At 64.0% G+C, this 24,107-nt stretch carries 2 protein-coding genes; both read left to right on the top strand.

Features of this window, described 5'->3' with window-relative positions:
• Window positions 1-165: 165 nt before the first annotated feature.
• The gene (locus tag IVB24_RS34955) at window positions 166-1,260 is read left to right on the top strand and encodes a PLP-dependent aminotransferase family protein (protein WP_247567687.1); all 1,095 of its coding nucleotides are present in this window, start codon (window positions 166-168) and stop codon (window positions 1,258-1,260) included.
• On the top strand, window positions 1,257-24,107 hold the full coding sequence (locus IVB24_RS34950) for a non-ribosomal peptide synthase/polyketide synthase (protein WP_247771118.1): 22,851 nt from the start codon (window positions 1,257-1,259) through the stop codon (window positions 24,105-24,107). The genes IVB24_RS34955 and IVB24_RS34950 overlap by 4 nt, the downstream gene beginning before the upstream one ends.

The raw sequence follows: 24,107 nt of genomic DNA, 5'->3' as shown, positions 1-24,107 counted from the left end.
CTGAACGAAGTCTCCAGTCTGTTTCCGTCAGCTGTCTCGCTAGCGTCAGGCAGACCGAGTGACCGGTTCTTCGATAGGCTCAATCCCCAGGTTTTGTTGAACGCGGTGAACGTGTATCAAAACGATTCAGTTGGTGGTCACGGGGGCGCCCACGGATGGGCTCACTTGCTGCAGTATGGACGAACGGCCGGCATCATCAACGAGCTCGTTGCGCAACAGGTGCAATGCGATGAGGGGGTTCCGGCGAGCGCGGACCGCGTACTGATCACCTCAGGATGCCAAGAAGCAGTCGCCCTCTGCCTGCCGGCGCTCTGTCCGGAGCCGTCGGATGTGCTGCTGGTCTGCAATCCCACCTATATCGGTGCGATCGGTGCAGCCAAGGCTACAGGAGTCGCTGTCGCGGCGTTGTCCAATTCAGAACCTTGCCTTGCTGACGCGATCGAGCTCGCCGTGCTGCAATTGCGCCAGAAAAGTCAACAGGCCCGGGCAATATATCTTATCCCCGATTTTGACAATCCGACCGGACGTGTTCTCGATGCAGACGAGCGACGCAACATCCTCCAAGTGTGCGCCAGACACCGGCTCGTCGTTTTAGAGGACAACGCATATGGGCTGTTTCGGTATGACGGCGATCCGGTACCCCCGATGGCCGCTTTGGATGAGGTCGGAAGTGTTATTTACCTTTCCACATTCTCGAAGACAATAAGCCCAGCTCTTCGCGTCGGAGCTGCAAGCCTGCCCGACACGATGTTTGGAGACGTTGCTGCTCGTCGGTCGCTTTGGGAAGATCTGGTCCAGCGCAAGAGCTTCGTTACCGTCAATACGAGCCAAATTGCCCAAGCGATCGTCGCGGGGCTCTTGATTCAAAACGGAGGACGTTTAGGCGATTGGATACGACCGGCTCTGGATTGGTACCGTGAAAATCGCGACATTATGTTGTGTGAGCTGGACACTGTATTTTCGCCTTTCTCTGATCAAATTCGATGGAGCCGTCCCTCCGGTGGCTTCTTTCTAACTCTTGATCTTCCTTTCAGATTTGGCGCGGACTGCGCAGACGAGTGTGCAAGGCGTGACCATGTCATCGTTACGCCGTTGAGCTTCTTCGCGTTGGATAACTCTCAAGACTGCAGGATACGATTAGCTTTTAGCGCGGTTACTCCCGAGCAAATCCGAACCAGTGTGACAGGTTTGGGTCACTATGTAGCGCGGCGCCTGGAGCAGAAATTGCTGAGGCTGCGCGACGGAGGGGCCCGGGGGTGAGGGATTTCGATCTGGATGTGGGGGATTGTCTGCCAGTTTTAGGCGATGATCAGGCGCGGAGCATAACTGTCGCCCACGAAATGTTGGCGCCTCAAGAGCGTTTTTGGCGACAGCGGTTTGAGCGGTTCAAGACATTGCAGTTTCCTTTTTTGTCGTCTCGAGAAGCTGGAGCTCGCTACAAATGGCAGTCGAGCTCGTGGTTCGTTCCAAGTGGTTTGGCCGAGCTGTCGCCGACCGATCGTGCGGAATACCTGATAAGCGCGTGGCTCATCTATCTCGCCCGCGTCACCGGCCAATCAGAGCTTCAGTTGGGATGGACTCCCGCACCGAAAAGTTCGCGAGCCGGGTTGAAGATCATAGACGCGCTTGTCGCTTCTGTCGTGCCAATGGAAATTACCATTGACCTCGGTCATGGTTTTGCTGCGGTGCGCAAAGTGGTGGCGGCCGAGTGCGCTCAGCTGAGGGAGTACGATAGCTTTGCGCGGGATCTTATCGCACGTTGTCCGTCGTTGGGGGGTATTGAGCTGCTACGATCGCGCAGACCATGGCCGATTGGCATCACGGTTGTGGCAAATAGCTGTTCTGCTACCGGTGTTAGCCTGAGTTCAGAGGCAATCCTATCCGGTGAATTATTGACGTTTGAGGTTTGTGCTCTAGACGGGCGCTTTCGATTGCACTTTGATGCAAGTCGCTTGGTGGCCGACCAGATCGACCGCATCACGCAGCATCTGCAAAGCCTTTTGTTTGAGGTGGCTGCCGATGCGCATCGGCCGGTGCAACGGATTGGACTGTTGCCGTTCGACGAACGGGTGTACTTGCTAGAGGAGCTGAACCGGACGGCGACGGCCTATCCGTCGGATCGGTGCATCCACGAGCTGTTCGAGGCACAGGTCGCCAAGGCGCCGGACGCGGTGGCGGTGGTCCATGAGGACGAGCGCTTGAGCTATGGCGAGCTCAATGCACGGGCGAACCGGCTGGCGCATCATCTGATCGGGCTCGGGGTGAAGCCGGACCAGCCTGTGGCGATCTGCCTTGAGCGCGGCGTGGCGATGGTGGTGGGGCTGCTTGCAATCCTCAAGGCGGGTGGCGCCTATCTGCCGTTGGATCCGGCCTATCCGTGCGCACGGCTCAAGCAGGTTCTTGAGGATGCGCAGCCGCAACTGTTGCTGGCCGATGCTGCGGGACGATCCGCGCTGGGCGCCGATGCGCTGGCCGATCTGACGGTGGTCGATCTCGAGACGGCGACATCGGCCTGGGCGAAGCTGCCGGCCTCGGATCCCGACCCGCGTGCGCTTGGCCTGACTTCGCGCCATCTCGCCTATGTGATCTACACCTCGGGATCTACCGGCACTCCAAAGGGCGTCATGGTCGAGCATCGAAGCTTGGTCAACCACACGATTTGGCAGGCGGATAAATTCCATTTCACTACCCACGACGTTTTCTTGCAGCGAACCTCCCCCGCGTTTGATGCCGCCGTATGGGAGCTATGGACAGCCTTGTCGATTGGGGCGCGTTCAATTCTTCTTCCTCGCGACCTGCAATTAGATGTTCGAAAACTTTTAGAGCTACTGGATAAGTATGGTGTCACTGTTCTGCAATTGGTCCCGTCGCTTCTTGCAGCATTGCTTGCGCTTACCGACGTTGAGCAAAAGTATATCGGTTCTTTGCGTTTCACATTCTGTGGTGGAGAGCTTCTTAGAAAAGAATTAGCGAGCAGATGGTTGCAATTGACATCTCAGCCGCTTGTCAATCTCTATGGACCAACTGAGGCGACGATTGACGCGGCTGCTTGGCATTATTCCGCTGGATTTAATAGGTCAGTTGTCCCGATCGGCCGACCGATTGCGAACACGCGGATTTATCTGCTGGACGGTCATGGCGAACTTGTTCCGTTTGGGGCGATCGGAGAGCTTTACATTGGCGGGGCGGGGGTCGCGCGTGGCTATCTGAACCGGCCCGAACTGACGGCGGAGAGGTTCTTGGCCGATCCGTTCAGTGGTGAGGTCGGCGCACGGATGTACCGGACCGGGGATCTCGCGCGGTACCTGCCGGACGGCAATCTGGAGTTTCTGGGCCGCATCGACGACCAGATGAAGATCCGCGGCTTCCGGATCGAGCCTGGCGAGATCGCGGCGCGGCTGGTTGAGCACGCGTCGGTGCGCGACGCGGCGGTGGTTGCGTGCGAGGATCGCAGCGGCGAGAAGCGTCTGGTCGCCTATGTGGTTACGGCTGCGGAGCATGCCGGCGAAGCCGAGGAGACTGAACTTGCCGGCACGTTGCGCACCCATCTTGGTGCGCGGCTGCCCGAGTACATGGTGCCGAGCGCGTTTGTGCGGCTTGCGGCGCTGCCGTTGACGCCGAACGGCAAGCTGGACCGCAAGGCGCTGCCCCCGCCAGAGGATGATGCGTATGCGCGGGCAGCCTATGAGGCGCCGCGGGGCGAGATCGAGATCGCGCTGGCGCAGATCTGGGCCGAGCTTCTGGGCCTGGAACGTGTCGGCCGGCACGACAACTTCTTCGAGCTGGGCGGGCACTCACTGCTGGCGGTTCAACTGATGGAACGTTTGCGGCGGCTGTCGCTTGGGGTCGAGGTGCGCACCCTGTTCGCCAAGCCGGTGCTGGCCGATCTTGCCGCAAGCCTGGGCAGCCATCATGAGGTGGCGATCCCCGCCAACCTGATCACGGAGCAGAGTGCAGCGATTACACCAGAGCTGCTGCCGCTCATCGAGCTGGCGCAGCCGGAGATCGACCGGATTGTCGCCACGGTGCCTGGCGGTCTCGGCAACATCCAGGACATTTATGCCCTGTCGCCGCTGCAGGACGGCATCCTGTTCCATCATCTGTTGGCGAGGCGAGGCGATCCATACCTGCTGGTCTCGCAGATGGCATTTGCCGACCGGGCTCTGTTGGAGCGCTACCTTGCCGCGGTCCAGCGGGTGGTGGACCGGCACGATATCTTAAGAACGTCGTTTGTCTGGGAGGGCCTGTCGAGCCCGGCCCAGGTGGTTTGGCGGCGAACACCACTCGAGGTCACCGAGGTCGCGCTGGATGGATCTGATGGTGCTGAGCAGCTCAGGCAACAGTTTGATCCGCGTCAGCACCGGATCGATCTTGGCCGGGCGCCCTTGTTGCGGTTTGTGATTGCGCGCGAGCCCGGCAGTGCGCGCTGGCTGCTCCTGGAGCTGCTGCACCATCTGATCGGGGATCATTCCACGCTGGAAGTGATGCATGCCGAGGTTCGGGCCGTGCTCGGCGGTCGCGATCACGCGCTGGCAGCACCACAGCCGTTCCGCAATCTGGTGGCGCAGGCACGACTGGGAGTTGGAGCGCAAGAGCATGAGCAGTTCTTCCGGAGACTGCTGGCAGACATCGATGAGCCGACGCTGCCGTTTGGGCTGAGCGAGGTGCGCGGCGACGGCAGTGGAGCCGGCGAGGCGCGGCGGATGCTGCCGCGCGAGCTCAACGAGCGGCTGCGAGTGCAGGCGCGGCGGCTCGGGGTGAGCCTGGCGAGCCTGTGCCATCTGGCCTGGGGGCAGGTGGTGGCGCGCAGCAGCGGGCGTGAGCAGGTGGTGTTCGGCACGGTGCTGTTCGGCCGCATGCATGGAGGCGCCGGCGCCGACCGCGCCATGGGCCTGTTCATCAACACCCTGCCGCTGCGGCTTGATCTGGATGGCACCGGGGTCGAGGCGAGTGTCCGGATCACGCATCGCCGGCTGGCCGAGCTGCTGGCGCACGAGCATGCCTCGCTGGCCTTGGCGCAACGCTGCAGCAGCGTTGCGGCCCCGGCGCCACTGTTCAGCGCGCTGTTGAACTATCATCACACCATGTCGGTGGTTACTTCTGGAATGGATAATATTTGGTCCGGAGTGGAATGGCTGGGCGCGGAGGAGCGCACCAATTATCCCCTTGCATTGTCGGTGGAGAATTTTGGCGAGGCGCTCGGCCTGACGGCGCAGGTGGCGACGCCCATATCTGCGGACCGGGTCTGCGGCTACATGCAGCGGGCGCTTGAGCAACTGGCTGAGGCGCTGGAGCATGCCCCCAACAAGCCGGTGCGAGAGCTGGACATCCTCCCGGCTGACGAGCGGGCGTACCTGCTGGAGGAACTGAACCGCACGGCGGCGGCGTATCCGTCAGAGCGGTGCATCCATGAGCTGTTCGAGGCGCAGGTCGCCAAGACGCCGGATGCGGTGGCGGTGGTCCATGCGGACGAGCGCTTGAGCTATGGCGAGCTCAATGCGCGGGCCAACCGGCTGGCGCATCATCTGATCGCACTCGGGGTGAAGCCGGACCAGCCTGTGGCGATCTGCCTTGAGCGCGGCGTGGCGATGGTGGTGGGGCTGCTTGCAATCCTCAAGGCGGGTGGCGCCTATCTGCCGTTGGATCCGGCCTATCCGTGCGCACGGCTCAAGCAGGTTCTTGAGGATGCGCAGCCGCAACTGTTGCTGGCCGATGCTGCGGGACGATCCGCGCTGGGCGCCGATGCGCTGGCCGATCTGACGGTGGTCGATCTCGAGACGGCGACATCGGCCTGGGCGAAGCTGCCGGCCTCGGATCCCGACCCGCGTGCGCTTGGCCTGACCTCGCGCCATCTCGCCTATGTGATCTACACCTCGGGATCTACCGGCACCCCAAAAGGCGTCATGGTCGAGCATCGCGGATTAGTCAATCTGATAGCTTGGCATGTGCAAACGTTTTGTCTTCAACCAGAAACCTGTTGCGCACTCACTGCCGGACTAGCATTCGATGCCAGCACTTGGGAGCTATGGACTGCGTTATACAACGGCAGCACATTGCTTCTACCTCCCAGAGCGGCAGCGGGAGATTCGCTCCGCCTGCTAGAATGGTGGCGTGATCAATCGCTCGAAGTCGCCTTTCTGATCACGCCGCTGGCCACAATCGCGTTGGAAGACAAGCTGGTAAATCCCACATTGGAGTACTTGCTTGTTGGCGGTGATCGTCTCCACCGTATGCCCGCGTCTCTAACACCGCCTTTAAAGCTGATAAACAACTATGGCCCTACTGAAGCTACGGTCGTGGCGACCTCGGGACGGCTCTCCATCGAAAACGCAGTGCCGCATATCGGCCGTCCGATTGCGAACACGCGTGTGTATCTGCTCGATGGCCATGGCGCGCCCGTTCCGTTGGGAGCGGTGGGAGAGCTCTACATTGGCGGGGCGGGGGTCGCGCGTGGCTATCTGAACCGGCCCGAACTGACGGCGGAGCGGTTCTTGGCCGATCCGTTCAGTGGTGAGGTCGGCGCACGGATGTACCGGACCGGGGATCTCGCGCGGTACCTGCCGGACGGCAATCTGGAGTTTCTGGGCCGCATCGACGACCAGATGAAGATCCGCGGCTTCCGGATCGAGCCTGGCGAGATCGCGGCGCGGCTGGTTGAGCACGCGTCGGTGCGCGACGCGGCGGTGGTTGCGTGCGAGGATCGCAGCGGCGAGAAGCGTCTGGTCGCCTATGTGGTTACGGCTGCGGAGCATGCCGGCGAAGCCGAGGAGACTGAACTTGCCGGCACGTTGCGCACCCATCTTGGTGCGCGGCTGCCCGAGTACATGGTGCCGAGCGCGTTTGTGCGGCTTGCGGCGCTGCCGTTGACGCCGAACGGCAAGCTGGACCGCAAGGCGCTGCCCCCGCCAGAGGATGATGCGTATGCGCGGGCAGCCTATGAGGCGCCGCGGGGCGAGATCGAGATCGCGCTGGCGCAGATCTGGGCCGAGCTTCTGGGCCTGGAACGTGTCGGCCGGCACGACAACTTCTTCGAGCTGGGCGGGCACTCACTGCTGGCGGTGCGGTTGTTGAGCCGGGTCTCGCAAGCTGTTGGCCTCGCCCTGCCGCTGAGCACGCTGTTTGCGAAACCGGTGCTGGCCGATCTGGCCGCGAGCCTCGTGGATGAGTTGAGCCGCTCCGGTCCACAAGAGCTGCCGGCCATTGTGGCTGTGTCGCGCGAAGAGCCGCTTGCGCTGTCCTTTGCGCAGGAGCGGCTGTGGTTTTTGGCGCAGCTGGATGAGGGCGGCAGGAGCTATCACATGCTGCTGGCATGGCGGTTGCGGGGTGAGCTCGACCGCACCGCATGGCAGCGCAGCCTCGACCGGTTGTTGGCGCGTCATGAGGCGCTGCGGAGTGTCTTTGTCGCGCCGGAGGGCAAGCCCTGGGTTGAAGTTCTGCCGCCGGGTGCGGGGCTGCCAGTGGTGGAGCGCGATCTTCGCGACAGGCCGGAAGCCGAGGCGGCGCGGTTGGATCTGTGCTATGAAGAGGCACGCACGCCCTTCGATCTTGCGCGCGGCCCGCTGATCCGGGCGTGTCTGATCCGGATGTCGGATGATGAGCACGTGTTCCTGCTGACGCAGCATCATATTGTCTCGGATGGCTGGTCGCTGGGCGTGTTGGCGCGTGAACTCAGTCAGCTGTACCGGGCGTTCGTGGCCGGAGACGACGATCCGCTGCCGCCGCTTGTGATCCAGTATCCGGACTATGCCGCCTGGCAACGGCAGTGGCTGTCGGGCGAGCGGCTCTCGAACCAGGCGCAGTATTGGCGCAACGCCCTGTCTGGCGCGCCGGCCCGTCTGGCCTTGCGGACCGACCGGCCGCGGCCGGCACAGCAGTCGTTTGCCGGGGCCGGTGTGGCGGTCGTGATCGATGCGGATCTGACGCGGGGCTTGCGGCGGCTGAGCCAGCAGCATGGCACGACCTTGTTCATGACGGTGCTGGCGGCGTGGGCTGCGGTGCTGTCGCGTCTGTCGGGGCAGGACGACCTTGTGATCGGGGTGCCGAGCGCCAATCGCGGTCGGCGCGAGGTCGAGGAGCTGATCGGCTGCTTCGTCAACACCCTGGCGCTGCGGCTCGACCTGTCGGGCGCGCCGAGCGTGGCGGAGCTGCTCAAACGGACGCGGCGCACGGCCTTGGCGGCGCAGGAGCATCAGGACCTGCCGTTTGAGCAGGTGGTGGAGATCGTGCAGCCGCCCCGGCGTCTTGATCACACGCCGTTGTTCCAGGTGATGCTGGCCTGGCAGAACAACGCCGCCCCGGCGTTCGATCTTCCTGGGCTGCGTGTGGAGGCGGCGGCAGACGGCTTCGATCAGGTCAAGTTCGATCTGGAGCTGAACCTTGCCGAGCATGGCGAGGCGATCGCCGGAACGCTGGGCTATGCCACGGCGCTGTTCGATCAGGCGAGCATCGAGCGGCAGCGAGGCTATCTGCTGGCGCTGCTGCGGGCGATGGTGGCCGATGCGCTGCAAGCGGTCGGGCGGATTGAGCTGCTGGCGGCCGACGAGCGCGCATATCTATTGGAGGAGCTGAACCGGACGGCGGTGCCGTATCCCGAGCAGCAGTGCATCCATGAGCTGTTCGAGGCACAGGTCGCCAAGGCGCCGGACGCGGTGGCGGTGGTCCATGAGGACGAGCGCTTGAGCTATGGCGAGCTCAATGCACGGGCGAACCGGCTGGCGCATCATCTGATCGGGCTCGGGGTGAAGCCGGACCAGCCTGTGGCGATCTGCCTTGAGCGCGGCGTGGCGATGGTGGTGGGGCTGCTTGCAATCCTCAAGGCGGGTGGCGCCTATCTGCCGTTGGATCCGGCCTATCCGTGCGCACGGCTCAAGCAGGTTCTTGAGGATGCGCAGCCGCAACTGTTGCTGGCCGATGCTGCGGGACGATCCGCGCTGGGCGCCGATGCGCTGGCCGATCTGACGGTGGTCGATCTCGAGACGGCGACATCGGCCTGGGCGAAGCTGCCGGCCTCGGATCCCGACCCGCGCGCGCTTGGCCTGACCTCGCGCCATCTCGCCTATGTGATCTACACCTCGGGATCTACCGGCACCCCAAAGGGAGTCATGATCGAGCATCGGGGCCTCGTCAACCTGGGGCTGGCTCAGATCGGGCTTTTTGGCGTTTGTTCAAACAGCCGAGTAGTGCAGTTCGCCTCCTTTGGTTTTGATGCGAGCGCTTGGGAAATTCTTATGGCGTTTGGTGCTGGAGCCGCATTGCATTTGCCTGCGGATGAGCTCCGTCAAGCGAGTAACAAGCTATCAGATTATCTGCGAAGCGAAGCCATAACACACGCGACGTTGCCTCCAGCCTTTTTCCAAGGAGACCGCAATCTGGAATATTTGGCGTCGCAATCTCTCATTCTTGCTGGAGAGCTGCCAAAGTCTGAACTCATTCGAAGGTTGCCTGCAACATCTATTGTCAACGCCTATGGACCTACCGAAACAACGGTCTGTGCGACGACCTGGAGTTACCCCTCTGATTTTGATGGGTCAGTTGTCCCGATTGGCCGTCCGATTGCGAACACGCGTGTGTATCTGCTCGATGGCCATGGCGCGCCCGTTCCGTTGGGAGCGGTGGGAGAGCTCTACATTGGCGGGGCGGGGGTCGCGCGTGGCTATCTGAACCGGCCCGAACTGACGGCGGAGAGGTTCTTGGCCGATCCGTTCAGTGGTGAGGTCGGCGCACGGATGTACCGGACCGGGGATCTCGCGCGGTACCTGCCGGACGGCAATCTGGAGTTTCTGGGCCGCATCGACGACCAGATGAAGATCCGCGGCTTCCGGATCGAGCCTGGCGAGATCGCGGCGCGGCTGGTTGAGCACGCGTCGGTGCGCGACGCGGCGGTGGTTGCGTGCGAGGATCGCAGCGGCGAGAAGCGTCTGGTCGCCTATGTGGTTACGGCTGCGGAGCATGCCGGCGAAGCCGAGGAGACTGAACTTGCCGGCACGTTGCGCACCCATCTTGGTGCGCGGCTGCCCGAGTACATGGTGCCGAGCGCGTTTGTGCGGCTTGCGGCGCTGCCGTTGACGCCGAACGGCAAGCTGGACCGCAAGGCGCTGCCCCCGCCAGAGGATGATGCGTATGCGCGGGCAGCCTATGAGGCGCCGCGGGGCGAGATCGAGATCGCGCTGGCGCAGATCTGGGCCGAGCTTCTGGGCCTGGAACGTGTCGGCCGGCACGACAACTTCTTCGAGCTGGGCGGGCACTCACTGCTGGCGGTTCAACTGATGGAACGTTTGCGGCGGCTGTCGCTTGGGGTCGAGGTGCGCACCCTGTTCGCCAAGCCGGTGCTGGCCGATCTTGCCGCAAGCCTGGGCAGCCATCATGAGGTGGCGATCCCCGCCAACCTGATCACGGAGCAGAGTGCAGCGATTACACCAGAGCTGCTGCCGCTCATCGAGCTGGCGCAGCCGGAGATCGACCGGATTGTCGCCACGGTGCCTGGCGGTCTCGGCAACATCCAGGACATTTATGCCCTGTCGCCGCTGCAGGACGGCATCCTGTTCCATCATCTGTTGGCGAGGCGAGGCGATCCATACCTGCTGGTCTCGCAGATGGCATTTGCCGACCGGGCTCTGTTGGAGCGCTACCTTGCCGCGGTCCAGCGGGTGGTGGACCGGCACGATATCTTAAGAACGTCGTTTGTCTGGGAGGGCCTGTCGAGCCCGGCCCAGGTGGTTTGGCGGCGAACACCACTCGAGGTCACCGAGGTCGCGCTGGATGGATCTGATGGTGCTGAGCAGCTCAGGCAACAGTTTGATCCGCGTCAGCACCGGATCGATCTTGGCCGGGCGCCCTTGTTGCGGTTTGTGATTGCGCGCGAGCCCGGCAGTGCGCGCTGGCTGCTCCTGGAGCTGCTGCACCATCTGATCGGGGATCATTCCACGCTGGAAGTGATGCATGCCGAGGTTCGGGCCGTGCTCGGCGGTCGCGATCACGCGCTGGCAGCACCACAGCCGTTCCGCAATCTGGTGGCGCAGGCACGACTGGGAGTTGGAGCGCAAGAGCATGAGCAGTTCTTCCGGAGACTGCTGGCAGACATCGATGAGCCGACGCTGCCGTTTGGGCTGAGCGAGGTGCGCGGCGACGGCAGTGGAGCCGGCGAGGCGCGGCGGATGCTGCCGCGCGAGCTCAACGAGCGGCTGCGAGTGCAGGCGCGGCGGCTCGGGGTGAGCCTGGCGAGCCTGTGCCATCTGGCCTGGGGGCAGGTGGTGGCGCGCAGCAGCGGGCGTGAGCAGGTGGTGTTCGGCACGGTGCTGTTCGGCCGCATGCATGGAGGCGCCGGCGCCGACCGCGCCATGGGCCTGTTCATCAACACCCTGCCGCTGCGGCTTGATCTGGATGGCACCGGGGTCGAGGCGAGTGTCCGGATCACGCATCGCCGGCTGGCCGAGCTGCTGGCGCACGAGCATGCCTCGCTGGCCTTGGCGCAACGCTGCAGCAGCGTTGCGGCCCCGGCGCCACTGTTCAGCGCGCTGTTGAACTACCGTCATAACACGCCAGCGCCAAGCTCCGGACCGGACGATGTGCTATCCGGCGTGGAATGGTTGGGTGCGGAAGAACGCACCAACTATCCGCTGACCTTGTCGGTGGAGGATTTTGGCGAGGCGCTCGGCCTGACGGCGCAGGTGGCGGCGCCCATATCTGCGGACCGGGTCTGCGGCTACATGCAGCGGGCGCTTGAGCAACTGGCTGAGGCGCTGGAGCATGCCCCCAACAAGCCGGTGCGAGAGCTGGACATCCTCCCGGCTGACGAGCGGGCGTACCTGCTGGAGGAACTGAACCGCACGGCGGCGGCGTATCCGTCAGAGCGGTGCATCCATGAGCTGTTCGAGGCGCAGGTCGCCAAGACGCCGGATGCGGTGGCGGTGGTCTGTGCGGACGAACGCTTGAGCTATGGCGAGCTCAATGCGCGGGCCAACCGCCTGGCGCATCATCTGATCGCACTCGGGGTGAAGCCGGACCAGCCGGTGGCGATCTGCCTTGCGCGCAGCGTTGCGATGGTGGTGGGGCTTTTGGCGATCCTGAAGGCGGGTGGCGCCTATCTGCCGCTGGATGCGGCCTATCCGAGTGCGCGGCTGCACCAGGTGCTCAAGGATGCGGCGCCGCGTCTGCTGCTGGCCGACGAAGCCGGCCGTGCCGCGCTTGGCCCTGAGGCGCTGGCCGATGTGAGCGTTGTCGATCTTATCGCAGCCACACCCGCCTGGGCCGAGCTGCCCGCTTGTAATCTCGACCCGCGCGCGCTCGGCCTGACCTCGCGCCATCTCGCCTACGTGATCTACACCTCCGGATCCACAGGCACGCCCAAGGGCGTCATGATCGAGCATGCGAGCACGGTGAACCTGCTGCATTGGAGCAGCGAGGTGTTTGCGGAATCAGAGATCAGCCGCACCCTGTTTTCCACCTCGATCAGTTTTGATCTGTCCGTCTACGAGTGCTTCGTTCCGCTTTCGCAAGGAAGCACGCTTTACGTTGTTGAGAATGCGCTGGCGTTGGCCGAGAGGTCTTTGGATATCTCCTTGATCAACACAGTGCCCTCGGCGATCGCCGCTCTGGTCGACAAGAAAGCCGTGCCGGTTTCCGCAAGCGTGATCAATTCGTGCGGCGAGCGGCTGAAGGTAGGCCTCATAGAGAAGGCCTTCGAGAGCAGTCGCGTAGAGAAGATTTATAACCTTTACGCGCCGTCTGAAACCACCACGTACTCAACCTGGATCTGCTTGCGAAGGGGAGAGGCTGTCGTTGAGACGATTGGCCGTCCGATTGCGAACACGCGGGTGTATCTGCTTGACGGTGATGGTGCGCCTGTTCCGTCTGGGGCGGTGGGCGAGCTTTACATCGGCGGGGCGGGAGTGGCGCGCGGCTATCTGAACCGTCCCGAGCTGACGGCGGAGCGGTTCATCGCCAGTCCCTTTGTCGAAGCCGACCGGCTGTACCGCACTGGCGATCTGGCGCGCTATCTGCCGGACGGCAATCTGGAGTTTTTGGGGCGCAATGACGACCAGGTGAAGATCCGCGGGTTCCGGATCGAGCCCGGTGAGATCGCGGCGCGGCTTGCCGAGCACGCCTGGGTGCGCGAGGCGGTGGTGGTGGCGCACCAGGATGGGACGGGCGAGCCGCGACTCGTTGCGTATCTCGTCGCGGCGGCCGAGCATGCGGCCGACGCTGAGGGGGGCGATCTTGCCGGCACCTTGCGCGCGCACCTAAGTGAGCGGTTGCCCGAGTACATGGTGCCATCGGCGTTTGTGCAGCTGGCGGCGCTGCCGCTGACGCCGAACGGCAAGCTCGACCGCAAGGCGCTGCCGGCGCCGCAAGATGAGGCGTATGCACGCGCCGTCTATGAGGCACCGCAAGGCGAGATCGAGACCGCGCTAGCAACGATCTGGGCCGAGCTTCTGGGTGTTGAGCGGGTCGGACGCCACGACCACTTCTTTGCGCTCGGCGGCCACTCGCTGCTCGCGGTGCGGCTGTTGAGCCGGGTCTCGCAGGTTGTTGGCGTCGCACTGCCGCTGAGCACGCTGTTTGCGAAACCGGTGCTGGCCGATCTGGCCGCGAGCCTCGTGGATGAGTTGAGCCGCTCCGGCGCGCAAGACCTGCCGGCCATTGTGGCCGTGCCGCGTGATGCGGCGCTTGTGCTGTCGTTTGCGCAGCAGCGGCTGTGGTTTTTGGCGCAGCTGGATCAGAGCGGCACGAACTATCACATTCCACTGGCGTGGCGGCTCAAGGGTGGGCTCGACCGCAGCGCCTGGCAGCGCAGCCTGGACCGTGTGTTGGCGCGCCAGGAGGCGCTGCGCAGCGTCTTTGTCGCGCCGGAGGGCAAGCCCTGGGTGGAGCTGCTGCCGCAGGATGCGGGGCTGCCGGTTGTGGAGCACGATCTGCGGGACAGGCCGGATGCGGACGAGGCGCTATTGGACCTGTGCAGGGAAGAGGCGCGCACGCCGTTCGATCTGGCGCGCGGCCCGCTGATCCGCGGCCGCTTGATCCGGATCTCGGATGAGGAGCACGTGTTCCTGCTGACGCAGCATCATATTGTCTCGGATGGCTGGTCGCTGGGCGTGTTGGCGCGTGAACTCAGTCAGCTGTACCGGGCGTTCGTGGCCGGAGACGACGATCCGCTGCCGCCGCTTGTGATCCAGTATCCGGACTATGCCGCCTGGCAACGGCAGTGGCTGTCGGGCGAGCGGCTCTCGAACCAGGCGCAGTATTGGCGCAACGCCCTGTCTGGCGCGCCGGCCCGTCTGGCCTTGCGGACCGACCGGACGCGGCCGGCACAGCAGTCGTTTGCCGGGGCCGGTGTGGCGGTCGTGATCGATGCGGATCTGACGCGGGGCTTGCGGCGGCTGAGCCAGCAGCATGGCACGACCTTGTTCATGACGGTGCTGGCGGCGTGGGCTGCGGTGCTGTCGCGTCTGTCGGGGCAGGACGACCTTGTGATCGGGGTGCCGAGCGCCAATCGCGGTCGGCGCGAGGTCGAGGAGCTGATCGGCTGCTTCGTCAACACCCTGGCGCTGCGGCTCGACCTGTCGGGCGCGCCGAGCGTGGCGGAGCTGCTCAAACGGACGCGGCGCACGGCCTTGGCGGCGCAGGAGCATCAGGACCTGCCGTTTGAGCAGGTGGTGGAGATCGTGCAGCCGCCCCGGCGTCTTGATCACACGCCGTTGTTCCAGGTGATGCTGGCCTGGCAGAACAACGCCGCCCCGGCGTTCGATCTTCCTGGGCTGCGTGTGGAGGCGGCGGCAGACGGCTTCGATCAGGTCAAGTTCGATCTGGAGCTGAACCTTGCCGAGCATGGCGAGGCGATCGCCGGAACGCTGGGCTATGCCACGGCGCTGTTCGATCAGGCGAGCATCGAGCGGCAGCGAGGCTATCTGCTGGCGCTGCTGCGGGCGATGGTGGCCGATGCGCTGCAAGCGGTCGGGCGGATTGAGCTGCTGGCGGCCGACGAGCGCGCATATCTATTGGAGGAGCTGAACCGGACGGCGGTGCCGTATCCCGAGCAGCAGTGCATCCATGAGCTGTTCGAGGCACAGGTCGCCAAGGCGCCGGACGCGGTGGCGGTGGTCCATGAGGACGAGCGCTTGAGCTATGGCGAGCTCAATGCACGGGCGAACCGGCTGGCGCATCATCTGATCGGGCTCGGGGTGAAGCCGGACCAGCCTGTGGCGATCTGCCTTGAGCGCGGCGTGGCGATGGTGGTGGGGCTGCTTGCAATCCTCAAGGCGGGTGGCGCCTATCTGCCGTTGGATCCGGCCTATCCGTGCGCACGGCTCAAGCAGGTTCTTGAGGATGCGCAGCCGCAACTGTTGCTGGCCGATGCTGCGGGACGATCCGCGCTGGGCGCCGATGCGCTGGCCGATCTGACGGTGGTCGATCTCGAGACGGCGACATCGGCCTGGGCGAAGCTGCCGGCCTCGGATCCCGACCCGCGTGCGCTTGGCCTGACCTCGCGCCATCTCGCCTATGTGATCTACACCTCGGGATCTACCGGCACCCCAAAAGGCGTCATGGTCGAGCATCGCGGATTAGTCAATCTGATAGCTTGGCATGTGCAAACGTTTTGTCTTCAACCAGAAACCTGTTGCGCACTCACTGCCGGACTAGCATTCGATGCCAGCACTTGGGAGCTATGGACTGCGTTATACAACGGCAGCACATTGCTTCTACCTCCCAGAGCGGCAGCGGGAGATTCGCTCCGCCTGCTAGAATGGTGGCGTGATCAATCGCTCGAAGTCGCCTTTCTGATCACGCCGCTGGCCACAATCGCGTTGGAAGACAAGCTGGTAAATCCCACATTGGAGTACTTGCTTGTTGGCGGTGATCGTCTCCACCGTATGCCCGCGTCTCTAACACCGCCTTTAAAGCTGATAAACAACTATGGCCCTACTGAAGCTACGGTCGTGGCGACCTCGGGACGGCTCTCCATCGAAAACGCAGTGCCGCATATCGGCCGTCCGATTGCGAACACGCGTGTGTATCTGCTCGATGGCCATGGCGCGCCCGTTCCGTTGGGAGCGGTGGGAGAGCTCTACATTGGCGGGGCGGGGGTCGCGCGTGGCTATCTGAACCGGCCCGAACTGACGGCGGAGCGGTTCTTGGCCGATCCGTTCAGTGGTGAGGTCGGCGCACGGATGTACCGGACCGGGGATCTCGCGCGGTACCTGCCGGACGGCAATCTGGAGTTTCTGGGCCGCATCGACGACCAGATGAAGATCCGCGGCTTCCGGATCGAGCCTGGCGAGATCGCGGCGCGGCTGGTTGAGCACGCGTCGGTGCGCGACGCGGCGGTGGTTGCGTGCGAGGATCGCAGCGGCGAGAAGCGTCTGGTCGCCTATGTGGTTACGGCTGCGGAGCATGCCGGCGAAGCCGAGGAGACTGAACTTGCCGGCACGTTGCGCACCCATCTTGGTGCGCGGCTGCCCGAGTACATGGTGCCGAGCGCGTTTGTGCGGCTTGCGGCGCTGCCGTTGACGCCGAACGGCAAGCTGGACCGCAAGGCGCTGCCCCCGCCAGAGGATGATGCGTATGCGCGGGCAGCCTATGAGGCGCCGCGGGGCGAGATCGAGATCGCGCTGGCGCAGATCTGGGCCGAGCTTCTGGGCCTGGAACGTGTCGGCCGGCACGACAACTTCTTCGAGCTGGGCGGGCACTCACTGCTGGCGGTTCAACTGATGGAACGTTTGCGGCGGCTGTCGCTTGGGGTCGAGGTGCGCACCCTGTTCGCCAAGCCGGTGCTGGCCGATCTTGCCGCAAGCCTGGGCAGCCATCATGAGGTGGCGATCCCCGCCAACCTGATCACGGAGCAGAGTGCAGCGATTACACCAGAGCTGCTGCCGCTCATCGAGCTGGCGCAGCCGGAGATCGACCGGATTGTCGCCACGGTGCCTGGCGGTCTCGGCAACATCCAGGACATTTATGCCCTGTCGCCGCTGCAGGACGGCATCCTGTTCCATCATCTGTTGGCGAGGCGAGGCGATCCATACCTGCTGGTCTCGCAGATGGCATTTGCCGACCGGGCTCTGTTGGAGCGCTACCTTGCCGCGGTCCAGCGGGTGGTGGACCGGCACGATATCTTAAGAACGTCGTTTGTCTGGGAGGGCCTGTCGAGCCCGGCCCAGGTGGTTTGGCGGCGAACACCACTCGAGGTCACCGAGGTCGCGCTGGATGGATCTGATGGTGCTGAGCAGCTCAGGCAACAGTTTGATCCGCGTCAGCACCGGATCGATCTTGGCCGGGCGCCCTTGTTGCGGTTTGTGATTGCGCGCGAGCCCGGCAGTGCGCGCTGGCTGCTCCTGGAGCTGCTGCACCATCTGATCGGGGATCATTCCACGCTGGAAGTGATGCATGCCGAGGTTCGGGCCGTGCTCGGCGGTCGCGATCACGCGCTGGCAGCACCACAGCCGTTCCGCAATCTGGTGGCGCAGGCACGACTGGGAGTTGGAGCGCAAGAGCATGAGCAGTTCTTCCGGAGACTGCTGGCAGACATCGATGAGCCGACGCTGCCGTTTGGGCTGAGCGAGGTGCGCGGCGACGGCAGTGGAGCCGGCGAGGCGCGGCGGATGCTGCCGCGCGAGCTCAACGAGCGGCTGCGAGTGCAGGCGCGGCGGCTCGGGGTGAGCCTGGCGAGCCTGTGCCATCTGGCCTGGGGGCAGGTGGTGGCGCGCAGCAGCGGGCGTGAGCAGGTGGTGTTCGGCACGGTGCTGTTCGGCCGCATGCATGGAGGCGCCGGCGCCGACCGCGCCATGGGCCTGTTCATCAACACCCTGCCGCTGCGGCTTGATCTGGATGGCACCGGGGTCGAGGCGAGTGTCCGGATCACGCATCGCCGGCTGGCCGAGCTGCTGGCGCACGAGCATGCCTCGCTGGCCTTGGCGCAACGCTGCAGCAGCGTTGCGGCCCCGGCGCCACTGTTCAGCGCGCTGTTGAACTACCGTCATAACACGCCAGCGCCAAGCTCCGGACCGGACGATGTGCTATCCGGCGTGGAATGGTTGGGTGCGGAAGAACGCACCAACTATCCGCTGACCTTGTCGGTGGAGGATTTTGGCGAGGCGCTCGGCCTGACGGCGCAGGTGGCGGCGCCCATATCTGCGGACCGGGTCTGCGGCTACATGCAGCGGGCGCTTGAGCAACTGGCTGAGGCGCTGGAGCATGCCCCCAACAAGCCGGTGCGAGAGCTGGACATCCTCCCGGCTGACGAGCGGGCGTACCTGCTGGAGGAACTGAACCGCACGGCGGCGGCGTATCCGTCAGAGCGGTGCATCCATGAGCTGTTCGAGGCGCAGGTCGCCAAGACGCCGGATGCGGTGGCGGTGGTCTGTGCGGACGAACGCTTGAGCTATGGCGAGCTCAATGCGCGGGCCAACCGCCTGGCGCATCATCTGATCGCACTCGGGGTCACGCCCGGGGATCGCCTTGCGACAATGCTGGATCGCTCCGTCGTCCTGGTGGTGGCACAGCTGGCGATCCTGAAGGCGGGCGGAGTTTATGTGCCGATCGATCGCAGTCTTCCACCAGCGCGACAGAGCTGGATGATGGCCGACTGTGCTGCGCGCCTGGTGCTCACCAACAGTGATGATGATCTGGTCGAGGTGACGATTCCTGTTCTGCCTATTGAGCCGCTCATGACTGGAGCAGGCCTTAGCACCGATCCTGGCTTGGCATTGACCGCCGAGGCTGCCGCCTACGTCATGTACACCTCCGGCTCGACCGGCCTTCCGAAGGGGGTTGTTGTTCCTCATCGTGCCGTAAACCGACTGGTCATCAACAACGGATATGCGCAGTTCAATGCGAGTGATCGTGTGGCGTGGGTGGGCAACCCCGCGTTTGATATCAGTACACTGGAAGTCTGGGCACCGCTGCTACACGGCTCTAGCCTGATCGTGATTCCATACACTGATGCGCTGCAACCAGGGGTGCTGCGCGGCCTGGTTCAGCAGCACCGCATTAGCGTCCTGCATTTGACGGCCGGGTTGTTCAACCAGAGCGCTGCTGATTTGGGCCCGGTGCCGGCGAGTTTGCGGTTGCTATTGGTTGGCGGTGATGCGGTTGATGTGGCGGCAGTCGCACCGATTTTGAGCCAGAGCCGACCGCAACATCTCCTGCATTGCTACGGTCCGACCGAGACGACGACTTTTGCGACAGTCTGCGAGATTACCGCGATTGATGAGACATTGCAGCGGCTCCCCATCGGCCGTCCGATTGCGAACACGCGTGTGTATCTGCTCGATGGCCATGGCGCGCCCGTTCCGTTGGGAGCGGTGGGAGAGCTCTACATTGGCGGGGCGGGGGTCGCGCGTGGCTATCTGAACCGGCCCGAACTGACGGCGGAGCGGTTCTTGGCCGATCCGTTCAGTGGTGAGGTCGGCGCACGGATGTACCGGACCGGGGATCTCGCGCGGTACCTGCCGGACGGCAATCTGGAGTTTCTGGGCCGCATCGACGACCAGATGAAGATCCGCGGCTTCCGGATCGAGCCTGGCGAGATCGCGGCGCGGCTGGTTGAGCACGCGTCGGTGCGCGACGCGGCGGTGGTTGCGTGCGAGGATCGCAGCGGCGAGAAGCGTCTGGTCGCCTATGTGGTTACGGCTGCGGAGCATGCCGGCGAAGCCGAGGAGACTGAACTTGCCGGCACGTTGCGCACCCATCTTGGTGCGCGGCTGCCCGAGTACATGGTGCCGAGCGCGTTTGTGCGGCTTGCGGCGCTGCCGTTGACGCCGAACGGCAAGCTGGACCGCAAGGCGCTGCCCCCGCCAGAGGATGATGCGTATGCGCGGGCAGCCTATGAGGCGCCGCGGGGCGAGATCGAGATCGCGCTGGCGCAGATCTGGGCCGAGCTTCTGGGCCTGGAACGTGTCGGCCGGCACGACAACTTCTTCGAGCTGGGCGGGCACTCACTGCTGGCGGTTCAACTGATGGAACGTTTGCGGCGGCTGTCGCTTGGGGTCGAGGTGCGCACCCTGTTCGCCAAGCCGGTGCTGGCCGATCTTGCCGCAAGCCTGGGCAGCCATCATGAGGTGGCGATCCCCGCCAACCTGATCACGGAGCAGAGTGCAGCGATTACACCAGAGCTGCTGCCGCTCATCGAGCTGGCGCAGCCGGAGATCGACCGGATTGTCGCCACGGTGCCTGGCGGTCTCGGCAACATCCAGGACATTTATGCCCTGTCGCCGCTGCAGGACGGCATCCTGTTCCATCATCTGTTGGCGAGGCGAGGCGATCCATACCTGCTGGTCTCGCAGATGGCATTTGCCGACCGGGCTCTGTTGGAGCGCTACCTTGCCGCGGTCCAGCGGGTGGTGGACCGGCACGATATCTTAAGAACGTCGTTTGTCTGGGAGGGCCTGTCGAGCCCGGCCCAGGTGGTTTGGCGGCGAACACCACTCGAGGTCACCGAGGTCGCGCTGGATGGATCTGATGGTGCTGAGCAGCTCAGGCAACAGTTTGATCCGCGTCAGCACCGGATCGATCTTGGCCGGGCGCCCTTGTTGCGGTTTGTGATTGCGCGCGAGCCCGGCAGTGCGCGCTGGCTGCTCCTGGAGCTGCTGCACCATCTGATCGGGGATCATTCCACGCTGGAAGTGATGCATGCCGAGGTTCGGGCCGTGCTCGGCGGTCGCGATCACGCGCTGGCAGCACCACAGCCGTTCCGCAATCTGGTGGCGCAGGCACGACTGGGAGTTGGAGCGCAAGAGCATGAGCAGTTCTTCCGGAGACTGCTGGCAGACATCGATGAGCCGACGCTGCCGTTTGGGCTGAGCGAGGTGCGCGGCGACGGCAGTGGAGCCGGCGAGGCGCGGCGGATGCTGCCGCGCGAGCTCAACGAGCGGCTGCGAGTGCAGGCGCGGCGGCTCGGGGTGAGCCTGGCGAGCCTGTGCCATCTGGCCTGGGGGCAGGTGGTGGCGCGCAGCAGCGGGCGTGAGCAGGTGGTGTTCGGCACGGTGCTGTTCGGCCGCATGCATGGAGGCGCCGGCGCCGACCGCGCCATGGGCCTGTTCATCAACACCCTGCCGCTGCGGCTTGATCTGGATGGCACCGGGGTCGAGGCGAGTGTCCGGATCACGCATCGCCGGCTGGCCGAGCTGCTGGCGCACGAGCATGCCTCGCTGGCCTTGGCGCAACGCTGCAGCAGCGTTGCGGCCCCGGCGCCACTGTTCAGCGCGCTGTTGAACTACCGTCATAACACGCCAGCGCCAAGCTCCGGACCGGACGATGTGCTATCCGGCGTGGAATGGTTGGGTGCGGAAGAACGCACCAACTATCCGCTGACCTTGTCGGTGGAGGATTTTGGCGAGGCGCTCGGCCTGACGGCGCAGGTGGCGGCGCCCATATCTGCGGACCGGGTCTGCGGCTACATGCAGCGGGCGCTTGAGCAACTGGCTGAGGCGCTGGAGCATGCCCCCAACAAGCCGGTGCGAGAGCTGGACATCCTCCCGGCTGACGAGCGGGCGTACCTGCTGGAGGAACTGAACCGCACGGCGGCGGCGTATCCGTCAGAGCGGTGCATCCATGAGCTGTTCGAGGCGCAGGTCGCCAAGACGCCGGATGCGGTGGCGGTGGTCTGTGCGGACGAACGCTTGAGCTATGGCGAGCTCAATGCGCGGGCCAACCGCCTGGCGCATCATCTGATCGCACTCGGGGTCACGCCCGGGGATCGCCTTGCGACAATGCTGGATCGCTCCGTCGTCCTGGTGGTGGCACAGCTGGCGATCCTGAAGGCGGGCGGAGTTTATGTGCCGATCGATCGCAGTCTTCCACCAGCGCGACAGAGCTGGATGATGGCCGACTGTGCTGCGCGCCTGGTGCTCACCAACAGTGATGATGATCTGGTCGAGGTGACGATTCCTGTTCTGCCTATTGAGCCGCTCATGACTGGAGCAGGCCTTAGCACCGATCCTGGCTTGGCATTGACCGCCGAGGCTGCCGCCTACGTCATGTACACCTCCGGCTCGACCGGCCTTCCGAAGGGGGTTGTTGTTCCTCATCGTGCCGTAAACCGACTGGTCATCAACAACGGATATGCGCAGTTCAATGCGAGTGATCGTGTGGCGTGGGTGGGCAACCCCGCGTTTGATATCAGTACACTGGAAGTCTGGGCACCGCTGCTACACGGCTCTAGCCTGATCGTGATTCCATACACTGATGCGCTGCAACCAGGGGTGCTGCGCGGCCTGGTTCAGCAGCACCGCATTAGCGTCCTGCATTTGACGGCCGGGTTGTTCAACCAGAGCGCTGCTGATTTGGGCCCGGTGCCGGCGAGTTTGCGGTTGCTATTGGTTGGCGGTGATGCGGTTGATGTGGCGGCAGTCGCACCGATTTTGAGCCAGAGCCGACCGCAACATCTCCTGCATTGCTACGGTCCGACCGAGACGACGACTTTTGCGACAGTCTGCGAGATTACCGCGATTGATGAGACATTGCAGCGGCTCCCCATCGGCCGTCCGATTGCGAACACGCGTGTGTATCTGCTCGATGGCCATGGCGCGCCCGTTCCGTTGGGAGCGGTGGGAGAGCTCTACATTGGCGGGGCGGGGGTCGCGCGTGGCTATCTGAACCGGCCCGAACTGACGGCGGAGCGGTTCTTGGCCGATCCGTTCAGTGGTGAGGTCGGCGCACGGATGTACCGGACCGGGGATCTCGCGCGGTACCTGCCGGACGGCAATCTGGAGTTTCTGGGCCGCATCGACGACCAGATGAAGATCCGCGGCTTCCGGATCGAGCCTGGCGAGATCGCGGCGCGGCTGGTTGAGCACGCGTCGGTGCGCGACGCGGCGGTGGTTGCGTGCGAGGATCGCAGCGGCGAGAAGCGTCTGGTCGCCTATGTGGTTACGGCTGCGGAGCATGCCGGCGAAGCCGAGGAGACTGAACTTGCCGGCACGTTGCGCACCCATCTTGGTGCGCGGCTGCCCGAGTACATGGTGCCGAGCGCGTTTGTGCGGCTTGCGGCGCTGCCGTTGACGCCGAACGGCAAGCTGGACCGCAAGGCGCTGCCCCCGCCAGAGGATGATGCGTATGCGCGGGCAGCCTATGAGGCGCCGCGGGGCGAGATCGAGATCGCGCTGGCGCAGATCTGGGCCGAGCTTCTGGGCCTGGAACGTGTCGGCCGGCACGACAACTTCTTCGAGCTGGGCGGGCACTCACTGCTCGCACTGCAAGTGCTTGAGCAACTCCGGCGGCGGGGTCTTACCCTCGAACTTTCCGCGCATATCGCGAGTCCCCGCCTCGACCAGTGCGCCGAGAAAGTGCGCTCGCGATCAAAGGACGATCGAAAATCTGCGGGCCAACTCATTTCTCTTCGAGTCGCCAAGAGTCGGCCGCTTATCCTCTGTCACGCGCGTGGCGGAGGCCTGAGCATCTATGATGACCTCGTGCGGGCGTTGCCACCTACGCAAAACATCTATGGTATTCATGCCCTAAACTTCGGTCACGAACTCGCGAGGGTGCGTTCGATTGACGAGATAGCTGAAGTCTATGCTCGGGCCATTCTTCCAGTGCTACCGGACATGGCTTGTACGCTCGCCGGATGGTCTTTTGGTGGTGTGCTCGCCCACGCCATCGCTGGGGTACTTATTTCCGCACACGTGAGGGTCGATTTTGTGGCTATGATCGATAGTGCCTATCCGTCGGTCCTAGAAGCGCCTCTCAGTCTCTCCATGGACCAGGAATGGTCTGAATTCCTTATATTCCTTGCGGAGGAGGGTGGATTGTCGCCTCAACACGGTGCAACGACCGAAATTCGGCCAGCTGACTTCGCAGCGCTTGCTCTCGCCCTCTCGGGTGCATGGAAAATTGGTGCACCCGCGCTTGAGGAAATCTTCCAAGTGTTCGTTCGCCATATTCGCGCGGGCAGACTCTACGTACCCAAGAAGGTTTCGGCGCTCGGCGTCTCTTACAATCAGAACTCCGCCAACACAGCAACTTCATGGCGCGCTGTCTTCGATAGCGTCATTGAAGCGCCGCCTCTTCCTGGCGACCATCGCTCGCTTCTGAAGCATCCAAACGTAGTTGTCCTCGCGGACGACCTCTCAAATCGCCTGTTCGCCGACGCTGTTCTCCATTCGTCCGCCATTGAATAA

Source organism: Bradyrhizobium sp. 192 (genome assembly GCF_023100965.1).
Taxonomy (GTDB): domain Bacteria; phylum Pseudomonadota; class Alphaproteobacteria; order Rhizobiales; family Xanthobacteraceae; genus Bradyrhizobium; species Bradyrhizobium symbiodeficiens.
Note: the sequence above shows the minus strand (reverse complement) of the source record. Positions and strands in the feature narration are given on the sequence as shown.